Annotated in this window: 11 protein-coding genes and 1 pseudogene; 10 read left to right on the top strand and 2 right to left on the bottom strand. The window is 44.5% G+C overall.

What is annotated here, in order from left to right; genetic code table 11:
• Window positions 1-3 precede the first annotated feature (3 nt).
• From L0992_16350 to ggt, 9 genes and pseudogenes are all read left to right on the top strand, one after another.
• Complete coding sequence (locus tag L0992_16350) at window positions 4-2,235, top strand: response regulator (GenBank protein ID XGB69618.1); 2,232 nt, start codon at window positions 4-6, stop codon at window positions 2,233-2,235.
• Window positions 2,210-3,634, top strand: coding sequence for a TolC family protein (locus tag L0992_16345; protein XGB69617.1), 1,425 nt, complete (start codon window positions 2,210-2,212; stop codon window positions 3,632-3,634). The genes L0992_16350 and L0992_16345 overlap by 26 nt, the downstream gene beginning before the upstream one ends.
• The gene (locus L0992_16340) at window positions 3,624-5,210 is read left to right on the top strand and encodes an ATP-binding cassette domain-containing protein (protein XGB69616.1); all 1,587 of its coding nucleotides are present in this window, start codon (window positions 3,624-3,626) and stop codon (window positions 5,208-5,210) included. The genes L0992_16345 and L0992_16340 overlap by 11 nt, the downstream gene beginning before the upstream one ends.
• Window positions 5,207-7,345 carry an ATP-binding cassette domain-containing protein gene (locus tag L0992_16335; GenBank protein XGB69615.1) on the top strand — a complete coding sequence of 713 codons (2,139 nt, stop codon included), beginning with the start codon at window positions 5,207-5,209 and terminating at the stop codon, window positions 7,343-7,345. The genes L0992_16340 and L0992_16335 overlap by 4 nt, the downstream gene beginning before the upstream one ends.
• Window positions 7,346-7,454: 109 nt before the next feature.
• Window positions 7,455-7,829, top strand: a complete 375-nt coding sequence (locus tag L0992_16330) for a hypothetical protein (protein XGB69614.1) — start codon at window positions 7,455-7,457, stop codon at window positions 7,827-7,829.
• Window positions 7,830-8,044: 215 nt separating this feature from the next.
• Window positions 8,045-11,248, top strand: a complete 3,204-nt coding sequence (locus L0992_16325; GenBank protein ID XGB69613.1) for a response regulator — start codon at window positions 8,045-8,047, stop codon at window positions 11,246-11,248.
• Window positions 11,249-11,257: 9 nt separating this feature from the next.
• Window positions 11,258-11,734 (top strand): hypothetical protein, encoded by a 477-nt coding sequence (locus tag L0992_16320; protein ID XGB69612.1) that lies wholly within the window; start codon window positions 11,258-11,260, stop codon window positions 11,732-11,734.
• A gap of 1 nt (window position 11,735) precedes the next feature.
• Window positions 11,736-12,803: a sulfate ABC transporter permease gene (locus tag L0992_16315; protein XGB69611.1), complete on the top strand. Its 1,068-nt coding sequence runs from the start codon at window positions 11,736-11,738 to the stop codon at window positions 12,801-12,803.
• 258 nt (window positions 12,804-13,061) lie between these two features.
• Window positions 13,062-14,790, top strand: a pseudogene (gene ggt / locus L0992_16310) (gamma-glutamyltransferase).
• 164 nt (window positions 14,791-14,954) lie between these two features.
• Here ggt and L0992_16305 read toward each other — a convergent pair.
• On the bottom strand, window positions 14,955-16,013 hold the full coding sequence (locus L0992_16305; protein ID XGB69610.1) for a hypothetical protein: 1,059 nt from the start codon (window positions 16,011-16,013) through the stop codon (window positions 14,955-14,957).
• Between the two features lie 105 nt (window positions 16,014-16,118).
• Window positions 16,119-17,450, bottom strand: a complete 1,332-nt coding sequence (locus L0992_16300) for an anaerobic sulfatase maturase (protein XGB69609.1) — start codon at window positions 17,448-17,450, stop codon at window positions 16,119-16,121.
• A 137-nt stretch (window positions 17,451-17,587) separates the two neighbouring features.
• Here L0992_16300 and L0992_16295 point away from each other — a divergent pair, with 137 nt between their 5' ends.
• Complete coding sequence (locus L0992_16295; protein XGB69608.1) at window positions 17,588-18,376, top strand: formylglycine-generating enzyme family protein; 789 nt, start codon at window positions 17,588-17,590, stop codon at window positions 18,374-18,376.
• The last annotated feature ends 11 nt before the right edge of the window (window positions 18,377-18,387 follow it).

Here is an 18,387-nt window from a genome sequence, read left to right as displayed (position 1 = left end):
TCAATGAGCGAAAAACCTTCTTACAACATTTCCGTACCTGCCTTGCGACTCAGCATCTTATTTAGCGTCGTACTGGTAACTCTCGCTTTCTATTTATACTTTTCTTGGTCGAAAGTAGATTCTGTTGCACAAGTGCAAAGTGCCCCGCTTCTCATACAAGCTCAAAAACTCAACCAAACCATAGAGCTTGATATCCAAACCTTGCAGCATTGCTTAAAAGCAAACAGCTGCAGCAGCAATGAGTTGAACCTATCAAGGTTGAAAAGTGAAATCGACGAATTTCGATCATTGGCCTCATTAAACAAAACCGAGTTCAGTCTGGTTGGTGCAACCGAATACACACAACTTGAACTCGCGATAAATCGTTTTTCCGATAGCGCTAAAACACGTAACGACATACTCGATTTATACCTGTCACTGACGAACAACTACCTACAGATGGACGACAACTATCGCACCATGTTTAACAACCATGCCAGCGACTTGATGTCTGAGAAAAATGAGTTCTTTGTCTGGTTGTTTATGGTGGTCGTAATATTGGCTGTGATTGCAGTTCTGTCGAACTTAGTGGCCATATTGAAACTAAAGAAATCCAGCTCCAATGAGCGCGAAATTGATTATGAGTTTGATGCTTTGTATCAAGAGCTAAAACAGCTAGATTTACAAAGACTTGAAGAACTTCTCAATGAAGTGAGTATCAATCCCAAACAGCGCCAAATCTACTCTCACCTCAAGCTGATCTTCAGTAAATTGGAAGACCAAAAACGCAATAACGATCTCTATAAACAGCTATACGCACTAATTGGCTACGAGATTCGCGGTATCACCAATACTATCAACGGTGGTGTTCAGTACCTAGTACAAGAGACCGATGAAAGTGGCGTGTTAATGGCGAAGGACATTACCTCCGCTTCTAATACCCTATCAGAACTTGCAGAAAACTATAACCGTCTGATTTCTCAAGGAACGGAAAGCAAATCGAAAGAGTTTTCGCTGCTCAGCGTATTATCAGAATTAATGATCCACATCAGCGCCAAAGTTCAGCGAAACGAAGGCGAACTCGACTGTTTTATCTCTGATAATTTGCCGAACCGTGTTGCAGGCCAATCCACCAGCCTGTTCTGGATTCTGTTCCTTCAGCTTTCGAATGCTATCCAACTCAAGTCGAATAAGAAGCTATTTGTCACGATTGAATCGGGTGCGGCTTCAGACATGGAAAACACCCGTGTCACCATCAACCTCAACTTCTTATCAACGCTGGATGTCTCTGTTGCCAAGCTCAATAAACTACACTGGAGCACCCACAAAGATCACACGGCTAACACCGATGACTTAGCGAAAAGCGTGTTGAAAGATTACGGCTATTACGAAAGCCATTGGTTCCAATCGGGAGCACAGGAACGTTTTCAGATTGAGCTCGACCTAAAAGCGAAGAACTTCCACACAGAGAAAACTCGCTTCGACGGTAAGCGTTTACTGTTGTGTGCGAATACTCAAGTTCGTATCGATGTGATGAAGAAAATGCTCAGCAATTTGGGGCTGGATATCACCGAAATTCGCACCGCTAATGAGCTGTTCTCGGCTGCGAAAACATTTGGTGAATACGATGCAATCATGCTGACCGATACCTTTGAGCCCAACAAGTTGCCTTCACTCAGCAAGACGGTCAAATCCCAGCTTAAGAATCACCCTAATACCAAGCTGTTGCTGTCGGTGACCAATACGCAGCAAGCGCAAGAGTGCCATAGCTTCGTCGATAAGATCATTAACTCCCCTGCGATTCCTTATGAGTTTATTCCAAATCTACTCACCATTATGGAAGCGGAAGCATCAGAAGAACAGATGGAAAACAGCTCGTTCCTAATCGTAGAGGATGACCGAGTTCAGCAAATCTTACTCAAACGAATTTTGACCAAACAAGAGTACGAACCAGACACAGTCGGAGACGGTGCCGATGCCGTGAAGCACTTCATGAACCAACGTTCTGACATCATCTTCATGGACTGCATCATGCCGGGTATGGGTGGTATTGAGGCGACAAAACGCATTCGCCAGTTTGAACAAGAAAACGAGAAAAACCCTTGTACCATCATAGGTGCAACCGCATTGACCAGCAGTAACGAACACCAGGCTTGTATAGAAGCCGGAATGGATTACGTGATCAGCAAACCTTATAAAAGCGACGAAATCATCAAGGTGATCAACAAGTATGTGGCGGTACAAAAACTTAACTAGCAGCATCATCGCTGCGCTTACATTAAGCACGACACCTTCAGCATCGGCGACTACCCTGCTTGAGGCGGTAGAACTCGGTCTGCAGAACAGCCTCTCCCTTCGCGCCAGTGATAAGGGTGTGGAAGAAAACGAGTACAACATAGGTATCAGTCGCTCTAAATTTCTGCCGTCACTCAATGGTGCTGCCGATACCACATGGAATGAAAATGAAACCTTGCTATCAAGTGTGCCTGATGAAACTTCAAGCTATAACTCGAATAGCTACAGCCTTTCCCTTTCTCAATCGATCTTTAATCTCGGCGATATTTTCAAATATGGGACGGCAAAACTCGACTTCAATATCGAAGAGATTAAGCACGAGAACAAAATACAAAGCACGATTTCGGAAATCGGCTCTCAATACTTTGAATACCTTAAAAATAACGCACAAATTAAAGCGACCAAGGTAGAGCTTAAATCGTCTGAGACACGTGAACATCAAATGCGACGCAATGTGGAACTCGGCAATACAGCCGCCAGTGAGCTTTACGAAGTGATTGCTCAGAAAGAAGGTGTGTCGAATCGATTGAGAACCTTACAGAAAGACCGTCGCGTCATTCTCAACGGGCTATCGATTCAGATTCAATACCCTATCACTCCGTCGCAAGATATCTACGAAAGTGTGCCTCTAAAAGAGATAAACGAGACCGAGCAACGCTCAATCATGGAACAAGCGTTAAAGCTCAACAACGACTTGTTAGTAGCTAAGAAAAACGTAGAGAGAAGCCGCAGAAGCTTAAAAGAGAGCGGTTCGAACTTCTTACCTACCGTGTCGCTTTCAGCCAGTTATCGTCACGATGACGCCAATAACTACGACAAAACTGACATCACAGCGACAGGTGAAAGTAACTCAACCAGCGTTGGCTTAAATCTAGCCGTGCCTATCTTGTCTGGTGGCTCTGATTACTACGGATATCAAAAATCATCGACCGCCATCGAGCGTACCGAACTGCTTTACCAAGACTCCCTTTACACCACGCGTAACAGTGTGAACACTGCCGTGCTCAACATTAATGATTTCTCGCAGTCCATCAGCAGTTACGAAAACATCATTCGCGCCAACTATGCGTCTTACAAAGGGATCCAAAGGGCTTACCAGTTAGGCACGCGTACCATCACCGACCTGCTTGCCGCAGAAAGTAAACTGTTTAGCGCGTTAAGAGATTACGAAAGCGCACGATACGATTACATCATAGAGACCATTAAGCTTGAACAAACAAAAGGCGTACTCTCGATTCAATCTATCGAAAGCATCATGCAATTAATGAGCGATATCGAAGGGCGCGATAATCAAGAGCTCGTGCCTAAACACCTTCTTTCAACGGATTCATTGAAGAAAGGAGGCCGTAATGCAAACTGACCAGTTTTCTCAAAAAATCAATATGGCAGATAAGTGTTATCTGACTTTCTCGACAATAATTTCCACTCTCTTTGGTTTAGTGCTGCCCTTCTCTATTTTGATCATTTTCGACCGAGTATTACCTAACCAAGCACAAGATACCTTGTTCTTATTGTTCGCAATTATCTTGATTTCTATCTTCCTCGACTACCATCTGAAAAGTCAGGAAGAGAAGATATCTTCCGTCATCATGAGGCAGTTTGAGACCAACCTAACCAACAAGGTATTCCAATCTATTTGTTTAGCGGAAATCTCTAAATTCCGTCGTTTAGAACCGGGCGAATACCTAGAACGAATCTCAACCATTCCTGAGTTGAAAACCTTCTTTGGTGGCGAATCGGTTCGAGCGCTGATCAACCTAGCCGTCAGCGTGATTACCATCCTCATTATCGGCCTAATCAACATATGGGCTGGCGTGACACTTCTGATTGCTTCGCTGATCTTAGCCATTTTCGCTTGGAGCCTTTCTAAACAAAAGATTGGTAGCTTACAGAATAAGTCTGATATCGAAGGCTTAACCACATCCAAAATCATTGAGATCATCTCAAGCCCATTAGATATCAAAGCCAGAAACATGGAATACCGCGTTGAAAGCTTAATGACTCAAATGGTTGAAGAACGTGAAGTAGAGAACATCAAATATGAGCAGATTGAATCGAACTTCGGCCTAATATTAGCGCTGATTCAACAGCTTTCTATTGCTTGTGTGGTTGTCGTTTTAGCAACAGCGGTAATTAATATGGAATCTAGCCAAGGCATCATGGCTGCGATCATTATGCTCACCAACCGTTACTTCGCGCCCTACCAACAAGTAATGCGCACCGCGAGCCGATGGGAGTTAAACAAGCTCCACATACAACGTATCGCCGAACTTCTTGAATTGGCGGCCTCTGTTGAACACCAGCACGAGACAACAGAGGTTGAACGGATCTCTGTTAAATATTCGGAAAAGCAGCGCATTGAGTTCGAACTCGGCCAAGCTTATTTGCTGACAGGGAAAAGTGGCTCGGGTAAAACACACCTTGCTAACTGCATTACAAGGCAGAACAGTGATAGCAAGCTGGACATCATGATTAACGACACACCTCTGGATGACGTTAACTATAACGTTTGGCGTAACAGCGTGCTGATGGTCGATAAAACAAGTTCGTTTGTAGAAGGAACCATTATTGATAACCTCACCTGTTTCCGCCCAAGCTTGAACAATACGGCTTTTGCCTTATGTGAAACCATGAACATCAAGGCTCAAATCGATGGATTGCCTGCAGGTTTCTATACCGAGCTCAAAGGTCACATGCGTAATCCATTCTCACGCCAAGTTGGTTACGCGCTGTTATTAGTACGAGCCTTACTCGCGAGCAAACGTGTATTGATATTCGATGATATTGATTGTGTCTTTGATGAAGAGTTTGCACGTGTCGTTCTCACCAGTACTGCCTATCGTGCCAATGACAAGATCTTAATTATCGCCAGTAACAAGATGGATAAACTTAACCACCGCCTCAAACGTGTCAAACTTACGGGAGGTGACCAATGAGTATCCTAGTTGACTTCAACAACGTTCCGCAGCGTGTCTTAGATTTCGAAGCGAGCGGGTATGACGAACGCTACAGCCAATCGCCTTTGATTCGCGGTTTGGCTTACACCTTGATAGCACTGGAATGGGAAGGAACGCCCGCGATACTCAGTGACGCTTTCATTCCGAAACCAAAAGATGGTGACAGTTTTACAGCAACCATCGAGCGCCTTGGGTACCGTTGTGATGTAACCAAGTTAAAAACACTCGAAAACATCGATAAGCACCCTCACCCATGCTTTATCGAGATAGAAAACCTCAGTGCTATCTTCTTGGGTACCAAAGACGGAAAACTGCTTCTATTTGATTACACGAACAACAACACCATTGAATATCCAATGTGTAAGAAACCGTGCTTGTTGATTGCGATTAGCGAATATTCTCGTTTATTCCGTGAACCACCACCGGAATCGCAAGACCGAAGCAATTGGATCAAATACGCGTTCTACCGTTACAACAATGAACTTAAGAGTCTGATTATTCTCAGCTTCGTGATCAGTATCTTGGGTGCGTTACAGCCATTCTTCATCATGAGTGTCTATAACTTCGCACTGACTTCGAGCTCTCAAGCCACGCTCTATTGGCTGACCTTATTTGCCGTGATTGTCGGCTTCTCGGAATACTTCTTCAAGAAGATGCGAGTTAACATCATAGCCACTTCGGGTAAAGACCTCGCGGTACACATATCTCAAGCCGTAATATCGAAACTGCTTTGGCTGCCCTACGCGATGACCTCAACCGCCGGGGTTTCGTCTCAGTTGGCTCGTTTGAAAGATATCGACACCTTCCGCCGCTTAGTGACTGCAGAATCAACCCTTAGTTACTTTGATATGCCGTTTGTGATTGTATTCATCATAGCAATTGCTCTGATGTCTGGTACCGCTGCACTTGTGGTGATGGGCGGCTTAATCTTGATGTTAGTGTTCTGTATTTACTCTCGTTACATCTACTCACAAGCCACATCCAAAAGCTCGCGCGCTAACGCCATGGTCTCTTACCAATGGAATGAAATCCTCCGTGGTATCAAGACCATTCAAGGCTTACCGCTGCTACGTGTCGTTCAATCTCGATTTAGTGCGTCACACTCACAAAGTACCAGCGATGCCGAGAACGTTGCCGTCACCAACAGTAAAATTCAGGCAGCGGGCGGCAGTTTGATTCAGGTAATTGGTACGGCAAGTATCGTCACTGCAGTAATAGGTGTAATGGAAGGAACTTCAGATGCGGGGGCCATGCTCGCGACCGTTATTCTGGTTTGGAAAGCGTTAGGCCCAATCATGGGCATCTATAATTCAATTTCTAAGTTTCAATCCATCAAGGCTTCATCTGCACAGATAAACAACTTGATGTCGATGAACGACGATAAGCTGACCTTAGAGAAAAGCCCACCGATTCGCCTATTCCAAGGCAGCATTGTGGGAAGTGGTGTCAGCCATCGTTACACAGGCGCAGCGACCGGATTAACCAACCTTGGTTTCAAGATACCGCCAAGTGCAAAAGTGGTGATTTGTGGCCCGACTGGCTGTGGAAAAACCACGCTCATATCGATCATTGCTGGATTAGAAGACCGCTATCAGGGAGCTGTGTCTGTCGATGGCTATAACATCAAGCAGTTCAATAGTTACCGCTATCGCACATCGATTAACTACATCCCTTTCAATCTGCACATTTTTGAAGGCTCTTTGGAAACCAACTTCATTCTGCACAATGGGTTAATCCCTACTGAAAAGATGCAAGAGATGGTGAGCTTCTTCGAATTAGATGAATGGCTCCCAGAGGGCTTGGCAACTGAATTAAGTGTCGATAAATGCAAAAGTCTTCCCAATGGCATTCAGCAAAAGCTGCGTTTGGCGCTTGGCTTAGGTAACTGTGAGCAATCTCTGATAATCATTGATGAACCCTTCAACGGGGCTGAAAATGAAAATGCGCAGTACTTCAACCGCTTGTTCAGCGATAAGTTGCTGAATAAGACCGTCATTTTTTCGACCAATGATCCCGGTTTGATCGCGACTTCTAATATGAGTTTGGTTCTCGAACCCGATGGGAATTTGAAATATTTTGGCTTAACAGACAAATACTTAAACAGTTTAAGTTAAACACGACAACGCTTATTCACAAATTACTCGTTAGACAAATGGATGTAATTGACAAAAACATAAGTGAGAGAGATGATTCGTTCTAGAATCCCCCATAACAAGGAAGCCAATGTACACATTCGTTGCAGACAAGCTTGATGTAGCCTACTTATCCGCAATTCCTGAAAACCACCAACTTCAGGAGTGCGATGTACCTGAAGAAGAGATCGAACTTCGAGAAATCGTTGAGGTTTGGTATGAGTGTGCCTTCCTACCCGCTTTCAATCTTCAAAAAATCGATATAGAGAACAAAGCAGAACTGACCGTTGTGCAAACGCATGTATTAAGTAATGACACTAGCACGCTCGCCTTCCTACTCAAAAACAGAGTATACCGCGCGGCATTAAGCAGAATGCTTGGTGTTTGGACGTTAGAACCTTCTGCAAAAACCGTGTTAGAGCAATTACTGTTTGAATTAAGTCTCGATAAAAAACGCCCCCATTAGCGCGTCTTTTAAGTTATTCATCAATAAGCATAAAAAAACAAACCGACTATCAATCGCTATAATTTGCTACAAAGAGAACCTATTTCAAAATAAGCTCTGGAATCACAAGAACTTATACCCCTCCCACACTTCCACTAAATTTACAGTTTCAAAGTTTCCATATCGGCATTTTTATTCTACTGTTTTTATATAAAAACAGTTGGATGGATCCTTATATGGCGATTACGGTCTGGAATAACCTTTCAGTCAAACATAAACTCTTTGGCTTAGTTCTACTTCCCATTTCACTACTGCTCTTCCTTGCTGGCAGACAAGCTTATATCTTAACGACCCAGTTAACCGATTTTGAACGAACCAATCAGTTATCTGTGTATCTGCAAGATATTTCGGTCTTGTATCGGAGTACTCTGGCTTCTAGCCCTGAAGAGTTTGCTACGCAAAGCAGCCAGGTCAAGGCCGAGTTAAAAACGCTGTCACCCATCATTTTTTTAAACGCTTCTGATGATATGAATCAACTGGTGGCGGATTTTAGTGAAGCGACCCTATCCACGATGGAAGCGACTGACACTTACGATAAGCTGGACGCCCTTGAGTGGCAAAGTGATTTATACAAGCAGTTGTTACTTGAGATAGAAAAAGTCCCATTCGAAAATACCAAGCGCGAAATTCAACAACACCTCACCGCACTACAACAACTTGAATGGCTAATGTTTTGGTCAAACGAAGAGTTCAAGCTGGGTACCTCACTGATTGAGATATTCCAGACTAGCCAAGAATACGACCCAGAACTTGCTGAGCAGATCGAAACCTTGAGTGAAAGACAGCAACTGTTCCTAGAACGCTTTGTGTCATTGAATGCCAATGAACATCAAGTGTCACTGATGGTTGAGGTCTTTAGAAACGATGTATTTGCTCAGAGCCAAGAGATCAGAAACGCACTACTTGATCTAAACGCCATTAGCCAACTGACACCGCAAGAAGTTTCAGTCGGACTGGAAGCGATGAGTGCTCGACTCAGTTTATTACAAAGTCTCGGCAATGTTATCAAGCAAGAGTTCCAACAAGAGGTTGAGCAAGCCATATCAGACGCGCAAGTACAACGAACATTGTTTATTACCATCGTTGCCCTACTCGCTACTATTGTCATGGGGTTAACCCTAAGCTTGGCAAGACAAGTCACCAACAACCTAGGTTTGGTACTTAAGTTCCTGAAAAGTGAAAACGATGAAAAACGCCCTTCTTTAGATAAGCTGATTCAGGGTAAAGACGAACTCAGCCTATTTGCTCAACAAGTCGAACGCCTAACCATCGAAAGAGAACACGCAAAGGAAAGGCTAACGCTTGCTAAAGAAGATGCAGAGCGCGCCAAAGAAGACGCAGAAGAAGCGAAAGACCACGCGATACAAGCCAGTAAGGCCAAAAGTAGCTTCTTGGCTAATATGTCACACGAAATTCGTACCCCACTGAACGGGGTTATCGGTATTTCAGAAATCCTTTCGGACACACCGCTGACACCGACACAACGCGATTACGTCGATACCATTGAGACCTCATCTCAGCTCCTATTAAGCCTTATCAACGACATTTTGGACTTCTCTAAGATTGAGTCTGGCATGTTATTGATCAGCCCGCATTCAGCGTCGGTTCGAGAATCCATTTACGACATCGCTTCGATTGTTGCGCCTAAAGCCAAAGAGCAGAAAATATCAGTCAACGTCGATATCAGCCCCGACACACCTGCACGTGTGATGATCGATGACCACCGCTTAAGACAGATCTTGATGAACTTTATGTCGAATGCAGTGAAGTTCACGGCCGAAGGTGGTGTAACGCTATCAATCAAGACACTCGAACAATCTGACGACAATGTGACCATTCGATTTGCAGTGCGCGATACCGGTATTGGTATCGACAAACAGCAACAGAAACAGATATTCGAACCGTTCGCTCAAGAAGATAATTCAACGACCAGACAATTCGGTGGTACCGGCCTTGGTCTTGCTATCAGTACTCAGCTTGTTGAACTTATGGGTGGCCAGATTCAACTCGATTCAGTCAAAGGAGAAGGCAGTTGCTTCTACTTCGACCTCGCGCTCCCTGTTGATTTACCACTTCCAAAACCGAGCACCGCAACGGCAAACATCTACATTCTGGGTAACGAGAGCATGCTTTCTGAACGTATAGAAAGCGACCTTAACCTGTATGGTTTGAAAGTCACTCAACAAACAAACAGTGCGGACACCATCAATGAGCAAATCTCAGCGAAAAAACACGACAAGCCAATCACGGTCATTTTTGCTGAAGACGATTCATTCCAAGCGAGTGACTATTCAGACAATCTAGACAAGCTCCACAAGAGCGGCGCGACGATTTGTTTAATTCGTTCATTCCTGAGTGACCCTGCCGATATCGGCCACTGCATTACAGCTCAAGTCTCACAGCCCCTGCTCGGCCTGCGCTTGATTAAAGCGGTTGAACTGTGTGATACACAAGGCTTAGCTGAATTGTCAGAAGCCAACCAACAAGCTACGACCATTCAACACAAAATTCTTATCGTTGAAGACAACAAGATCAACCAGAAAATTGCCGGGCTTCACGTAGGAAAAAGTGGCTTCGAATTTGAGTTTGCGAATAACGGCCAAGAAGCTGTGGACATGTTTACCGCAAACCCAGATTACGCCGCGATTCTTATGGATTGTATGATGCCCGTTATGGATGGCTTCGAAGCAACAGGCAACATTCGCCGAGTTGAAAAAGAGACCAATGCCACGCGCCGTATCCCTATCATCGCCCTCACCGCCAGTGTGATTGATGACGATATTCAAAAGTGTTTCGACGTGGGTATGGACGACTACGTGCCAAAACCATTCAAGTTCGAGATGTTGAAGGAGAAAGTGCTTGCGGCTGTAGAAGCGATGCCACTGCCAGCCACGCATACCGCGCCAGCAGCATCAACAAACTCAACGGTTACCCCTATTCATAGTGCACAAGCAGCCAAGCAAACATTACCAGAACAAGCTGAGTTTAACGTTGTGCCAAGCAAGTCTGAGAAGATCCTTTTGGTTGAAGACAATCGCGTAAACCAGAAAGTTGCTTCAGTCATGCTTAAAAAGGCCGGTTACGCCTTTGAAATTGCTGACAACGGCCAAATAGCCGTTGATATGTATCAGAATGACAGCAGCTTCGACATTATTTTAATGGACTGCATGATGCCGGTGATGGATGGCTTCACAGCAACTAAGGAGATTCGAGAACACGAGAAAAATCTAGGCTTAAGCAAGACTCCTATTATCGCGTTAACCGCCAGTGTTATCGATGATGATATTCAAAAGTGCTTTGATTCCGGAATGGATGGGTACGTAGCGAAGCCCGTAAGAAAAGAAAAACTATTCCACCAAATAGAAAGTGCGACTTGTTAGGAGAAACCAATGGATTGGATCAAAACAATTAAAACACTCTCGAGCAGAGCGCTGTTACCAACAGTGATAGGGTTGTTAGGAAGCTTGCTTCTTCTCAGCCCTGCTCATGCTGCAGAAGATTACGCCATATTCTCTTTAGACTCAGGGTTTGAAGAGATATCAATCAACAAAGCGAGAAAGCTATATCGAGGTAAAACCAAACGTCTCAACGGCAAGCGTGTAGAACTCTCTGATTGGCCTGAAAACAGTGCCGAAAGAGAGGCATTTTATCAGCTTCTACTTGGGAAGAACGCCGCTCAAATGAACGCACACTGGGCTGGCTTATCTTTTTCAGGAAAAGCTCGTTATCCAAGAGAAATCAAAACGGCATCAACAGACAGTTTAGTCGACTGGTTAGACGACAAACCAAACCGTATTGGTTACTCCCCACTCTCTTCGGTTCCTCAAAATGCCAACGTTCTCTACGTTATAAGTTCGGAGAAATAATATGAAAAAAATAATTACGTCAGTGCTATGTGCTTCGATTGCCTCTCCGGCCTTTGCCATTATTGAACTTACCGATAACCTATCCTTGAGTGGCTTTGGTTCAACGTCGTGGGCAACGTCAGATAACGACAACCCTTTAATCATCAATCGTGGCTTTACTGATGAGAACTGCTACGACTGTGATACCACGTTTGGTGTTCAACTCGACTACTTCTACAACTCATTTAAAGCATCGGTACAAGTTGTTAAAGCACCCCAGTTCGATTGGAGTGATCCACAGCTAGAATGGGCTTATCTCGGCTATGAGTTTAATGACTTTGATGTGAGTGTTGGTCGATTAAGACTTCCACTGTTTCTTGCCTCTGAGTACTACTATGTCGGCCAAGCCTACATGACCGCTAGGCCGCCTACAGAGGTGTATAACGCTGTACTGGGTATTACCGCGTTCAATGGTATCAAAGTGAGTTGGACTCACGATGTAAGTGATGAGGCTACCTTATTGCTTTCCCCGTTCTTCGGTATCAAAGACAAAAACGAAGTCGACTTCAATTCGAGCACAGAACTGGAATTTGAAACCAATCGAATGTTCGGTGCTAACCTTCAGTTGAGTGGTGAGAACTATCGTTGGAACTTATCCTTCTTAGATTCAAACTTTGATCAGACGGTTAAGATTAAAAACGTTGGTTCTCTTCCAAAACAAGATAACCAACATATCCAACTTTGGTCGTTAGGTGCTGAGTACGAATTTGGCCAAGCAATACTGGCCAGTGAAGGTCAAATCAGTGACTTCTCTTCTTCGATGTACGCAAGTTTGGGTTACAGACTCAATTCGTTTACTCCCTACGTGGTTTATGGCGCAGAGTTTGACTCTAATGAACATCTAACAGGTAATAGCTATTTGATTGGTGTTGATTACGACGTGTTACCTAACGTGTCCATCAATGGTGAGGTGCAGTACTTTGAAGCTCGTAAAACAAATGGTGCTTTTGTTGAAGATTTTAACGCCCAGACAGATTTTGATGATAAAGACGCAGTGCTCTACACCATCATGCTGAGTTTCGTTTTCTAATTTCGAATTAGACTGCATTTATTAAAAACAAAGCCCAAGGTACTCACGTAACCTTGGGCTTTTTTATCGCTGACATTTTTCAGTCCACCCTATTGAAACATAAACTCTAACTATCGTTTCAACGGTGCATATTGAGGTGATTTTGTTCCAATGTCAGAGTCGTCAACATTGTGTCAAAAGGCTGCAAACCCACGAACTTCACCGCCTCAATTCGGTCAATCTTAGAGCGAATAAACAGATACCTTAAACGGAGAACGCATGCGAATAGCTACTTTATCTTTAAGCTTGGTTTCAGCGGTCGGTTTCGCGGCCGAACCAAATCCTTTTCCAATTACGCCAGACGAAAGTGGCGAGAAGTTTATGGTAAGTGCGACAAACCCATACGTAAGCAGCTCTGGGTATTCGATACTCAAGCAAGGTGGTAACGCCATTGATGCGATGGTTGCAATGCAAATGACCATGTCGGTTGTCGAACCGGATATGACGGGGATTGGTGGCGGCACTTTCGCGCTGTTTTATCAACAAGACAAAGACCAATTTCTCGCACTCGATGGACGTGATGAAGCCCCTTCTAGCGCAACTCCAGACATGTTTATGGAAGATGGTAAAGCGCTCAGCCGAAACGAGATTTTAGGACCACGATCTGTCGCAGTACCGGGTACACTTCGTTTGCTTTATAACGCCCATCAAGAATACGGAAAGCTGCCTTGGTCTGAGCTAGTTCAGCCAGCGATTGAACTGGCGAGCAAAGGCTATGCGATTAATAGCTACCTACGACATTGTGGTTCGTGAGCAAACTCGTTTGATTGAAGACCCAGAGATCAAGGCACTCTATTGGGATAACGATGAGATCAAACCAACAGGCACTTTGATGACCAACCCAAAGCTTGCCGACACACTGAGCAACATCGCTCAACAAGGTGACAAATACCTTTACGGTGGCGAGTTTGGTAAACACATCGTTGAAACGGTCAACAGCCGCATCGATTCAGATCACGCTAAGCTCTCCATCGAAGATTTTGAGCAATACCAAATGAAACAGCGTGACGTTATAGAGAGCGATTACCGCGGAAACAAGATTGTTTCGTTCGGCTACCCTGCCTCTGGTGGCGTTATGGTGGCTCAAAGCTTGGAAATGCTTGAAGCGTATGACTTGGCAGACATGTCCAAAACCGATGCTGAGCCATGGCGATTAATGACCGAAGCGATGCGAATCGCGAAAGCCGATCGTATCGCTTATGCAGGCGACCCAGATTATGTTGAAGCACCAGTGAGCGCCCTACTCAACAAGTCTTACATTGATAAGCGACGTCAGCTGATTCCAGAAAATGGTATTGCTCAGACTAACCCGAAGGCAGGCAAGCTTTCCGATATCGACTACGCACAATATCAAGGCTTTGAAAGTCAGGATACCGGTCACATCTCTATCATCGACAAAGATGGTAATGCAATTGCTATGACTAGCACAGTCGGAACGGGCATGGGTTCTGGAGTCATGGTCGATGGTGTGATTCTTAATGCCCAAATGGCGAACTTCTCGACCAAACCAACCATTAACGGCAAACCGACTCAAAACGCCATCGAAGCTGGTAAGCGCCCTCGCTCCGCCATCACACCGTTAATGGTGATGGACAAAAAAGACGACCTGCGTTTAGTCGTCGGCTCTCCGGGTAGCTCGCAAATCCCAGGTTACGTGTTGAAAACCGTGGTTGGTGTTCTCGATTGGGATCTCTCCGCTCAAGAAGCGATTGATCTGCCTAACATTCAATACGGCACTAAGATAGACAGAACTAAACCTTATGACCCAACAGGCTTGTTGGTTGAAAAGAAAACCTATGCTGAAATGTTGGTCCCTGAGTTCATGCAGCTCGGTTATCCAGTGCATGTGATTCCAGTGGTGAGTGGCTTGAACGCGATTGAAGTCAAAGATGGCAAGATCTACGGCGCAACAGACCGTCGTCGTGCATCCAGCTCAATGGGCGAATAATTGATTTTAAGGGTGAGCGGTTAAGCTCACCCATTTTGAAGCCTCTGGCTTGTGTCTTGTTCTAACGATACATTTCAAACAGAACTCCAAATACGAAAAAGCCAGTCGAATGATTCGACTGGCTTTTCAATAACTACATTTCAGTTTATCGACTCATTCAAATATTATGAGCTTGGCGCTACTCGCTTCTCTTTGAGCTGGTCAATCACATAGCCCGGCGCTACTTTCGCAAGCTCTACTAAGCATTCGTCTGTTTTCTCATTACCGTAGCGTACGTAAATGTCACAGACTGCGTACAACTGCTCTGGAGAGCCCGATATCAGATACGCTTTTTCGAAGGACTTGGTCGATTTATCGATGTCTAATTCTTCTTGTAATACCCCATTGAGGTACCAGTAATAGCTGTTATCTTTCGCTAACTTAGCTGCTACTTCAATTTCATTGGCCGCAGCGCTCTTATCTTCAAGGCGAACCAGAGTTAGAGATTTAGAGTAATGCAGAGCTGCGTTGTCTGGTACATGTTTCAAACCGCGATCCAATACATCGACCGCTTGTTGGTCTTTTTTCTGCGCTCGGAAATTATCAGCGTAGCTTAACCAAACTTGTGGCTCTTTTTGATGCGTTTTGATGAGTTCTAGATAAACCGTTTCCGCCTTATCCCACTCGTTGTGCCAACGAAGTACATCAGCAAACAGCAATTGGTACTTTTCAGATTCTTGCGTTTCTAGAAAACTGATCAGCTCTTTTACTGGTGGTTCAATTTGCGCTTTTTGTTGTTCATCTAAGGCATTAAAGTCACGAATTAGATTCGATGTTGCCGTGTGGCGAACCATGGTATCGCTGTCTTTAAGCAACGGAGATACCAATGCCCAGCGATGTTCTAGTTGATAAGGTTCAGAGCCAATCACCGACGCTTCGCGAACTTCAGGGTCTTGATCTTTCAAGCCTCTAGCAACAGCCACCAGCGCGTTTTGGCTTGGGTAAGATGCCAATTCTTGCAGCGCACCTGTACGGTTTTCAATAGACTGATTCTGATCTTGCGCCATGTAAGACAACTGTTGAATGCGGGTTTGAGTGTCCGTCATTTCAAGCACTTGATTGATATTTTGTGCCGGTGCATCAACGGTTTGTTGAACGCTATTGGCCGCCATCGCTGACGTTGATAGCAATGCAGACGTTGAAATAAATAAAGCAACCGCTGTCGCTAAACTCTTCTTGATCATAGTATTACCTTAAGCTGGAGAACTTAGCCTGTCCCTAGACTCATATCTGATTAAATTTCGTTAGGATCGATAACTCTGAACCTAGAACTTGATTTAGAAATTGAGTTAAAACTTGGTCTCAAACGTCGTTTGTTTTGCCAGTTCTGCTCGACGCGCCATCATCACAGAATCACTGTACTTACCATGAGCAACAGGGTGTCTCATCGCACGCGCGATATACGCCATCGATTTATCAACATGAGAGAAGAACTTGTGCCAGCCCGCGCATAAATAGTTCAAGCCCGGCTCACCCGCACGAGTTTTGATAAAGCGATTTTTCGGACACTCGCCATGACAAGCAAACTTGTAATCACATTGCTGACATTGGCTCGTCAGCGTACGTGATTTAGCGAAACCAAATTTCTGTTGTGGTGCGCTATATGCTAGGTCATCAAGCTTCTCGTGGTGGATGTTGCCAATTTTATATTCAGGGTAAACGTAGTGGTCACAAGAGAACACATCGCCGTTTGGCTCCATCGCTAAGCCTTTGCCGCAGATCTCATTCAGGGTGCAAAGCGGGTTTGGGCGACCAATCCACGTTTCTAAGCTCGCTTCAAAATACTGAACAAACACTTTACCGATATCGTGCTTCGCCCACTCATCAAACACAGCAATTAGGAAGTTGCCCCACGCTAAGTCCGAAACACACCATGATTCCATGATCGAATCTTTGTGGCCCGGGATAAGACGCTTGTCACCTTGCTTGAGTTGCTCACTCACTTGAGACGTTTGCGGTGCAACGGTTCTAAAGGTTTTCTGTTCTACGATAGGAATAAACTGCATTTGTGGAGACTTCACCACATCACGTAGGAAACGATACACTTCGAGTGCATTTTGACTGGTCAGGTTGTTCACACAGGTAAGCGTGGCGAATTTGACTTGGTGCTTGTGTAGCAGCTCGACAGCAGCCATCACTTGTTTAAATGTGCCACGACCCGCTCGATTGGTACGGTAAGCGTTGTGCAGCATTTCAGGGCCATCAATACTCAAACCGATCAGGAAATTATTCTTTGCTAAGAAGCGGCCCCAATCGTCATTCAACAGGGTGCCATTAGTTTGTAGGTCATTTGAAATTAACACACCTTCGGGCTGATACTTTTTCTGTAGCTCAACCACGCGTTCAAAATAAGCCAAACCTAGCATGGTAGGTTCACCGCCCTGCCATGAGAAGATGATTTCTGGCGTATTTTGACCTTCGATGTATTGTCGGATATAAGTCTCTAGCGTCTCATCATCCATTCTTGGAGAACTACCTTTCTTGTACTCCAACAAATCTTGCTTACTTAGGTAATAACAATATTTACAGTCAATGTTACACGCTGCGCCAATCGGCTTCGCCATAACATGTAAGCGTTTAGACGCTTTACCATTATATTGAGGACCTTGAGTAATATGCATGATTTACCTACCTATCTTATTATCTTGTTCCCATCATAATTCCGAATTAAGTCAGTGGCATGTTATACCCTTTATAACCAATAGGAATGACCAAAAACGTTAGAATTACACCCTATTTCGAACATTTGAGGCACGTGATGAAACTTATAAATTACAAACATTTAGTAGCAGTCAGTGGCGTCACCATGACTATTCTTCTCAGCGGCTGTTCAAGCGTGCCAACACACCCTATTGCCCAACAAATTGACCAAGATATGGTTCTCGTTGAAGGCGGCACATTCACAATGGGTTCAAACAGCCCAGAAGCAAGTAAAGCCGAGCGACCAGCACGTAGTGTTACTGTAGATAGTTTCTACATCGCGAAGTTTGAGGTGACTCAAGAATTGTTCGAATCTGTCATGGGCTCATCTCTCAGTTATTTCCAAAACCCACAAGTTCCCGTTAACAACCTAAGCTGGCAACAAGCGAACTATTTCGTAGAGCAATTGAATGAGTTAACTGGCGAAGATTACCGTCTACCAACCGAAGCAGAATGGGAATTTGCTGCCAAAGGTGGCAACAAAAGCAAAGGCTATACTTACAGTGGTTCCAATAACTTAGATGATGTTGCGTGGTACTCAGCAAATTCGAAAAATAGCGCACACCCAGTCGGGCTAAAGAAGCCAAATGAACTAGGCTTATATGACATGACAGGTAATGTTGGCGAATTCGTGATCGATGCCTTCGATGACACCTTCTACCGATTTGGTCCAACAGACAATCCAAACAACGCTAAACACAACGACGTAGGCTTATCGCACAAGTCTGTTCGCGGTGGCAGTTTTGCTTATGACGAAAATGAATCGGAAAGTTACCGTCGTGATTTCGCAAGCCAATCCATCACCATGTCGGACATGGGATTGCGCTTGGTTAAAGATGCGAACTAGATACTTGAATA

It is taken from the genome of Vibrio pomeroyi (assembly GCA_041879425.1).
In the GTDB taxonomy this organism is placed as follows: domain Bacteria; phylum Pseudomonadota; class Gammaproteobacteria; order Enterobacterales; family Vibrionaceae; genus Vibrio; species Vibrio pomeroyi_A.
The sequence above is the reverse complement of the archived record's forward strand: the minus strand, read 5'-3'. Positions and strand labels throughout refer to the sequence as shown.

Coding starts and splice junctions, on each gene's coding strand:
- L0992_16350 (XGB69618.1), top strand. CDS start 4: ATGAGCGAAAAACCTTCTTACAACATTTCCGTACCTGCCTTGCGACTC.
- L0992_16345 (XGB69617.1), top strand. CDS start 2,210: ATGTGGCGGTACAAAAACTTAACTAGCAGCATCATCGCTGCGCTTACA.
- L0992_16340 (XGB69616.1), top strand. CDS start 3,624: ATGCAAACTGACCAGTTTTCTCAAAAAATCAATATGGCAGATAAGTGT.
- L0992_16335 (XGB69615.1), top strand. CDS start 5,207: ATGAGTATCCTAGTTGACTTCAACAACGTTCCGCAGCGTGTCTTAGAT.
- L0992_16330 (XGB69614.1), top strand. CDS start 7,455: ATGTACACATTCGTTGCAGACAAGCTTGATGTAGCCTACTTATCCGCA.
- L0992_16325 (XGB69613.1), top strand. CDS start 8,045: ATGGCGATTACGGTCTGGAATAACCTTTCAGTCAAACATAAACTCTTT.
- L0992_16320 (XGB69612.1), top strand. CDS start 11,258: ATGGATTGGATCAAAACAATTAAAACACTCTCGAGCAGAGCGCTGTTA.
- L0992_16315 (XGB69611.1), top strand. CDS start 11,736: ATGAAAAAAATAATTACGTCAGTGCTATGTGCTTCGATTGCCTCTCCG.
- L0992_16305 (XGB69610.1), bottom strand. CDS start 16,013: ATGATCAAGAAGAGTTTAGCGACAGCGGTTGCTTTATTTATTTCAACG.
- L0992_16300 (XGB69609.1), bottom strand. CDS start 17,450: ATGCATATTACTCAAGGTCCTCAATATAATGGTAAAGCGTCTAAACGC.
- L0992_16295 (XGB69608.1), top strand. CDS start 17,588: ATGAAACTTATAAATTACAAACATTTAGTAGCAGTCAGTGGCGTCACC.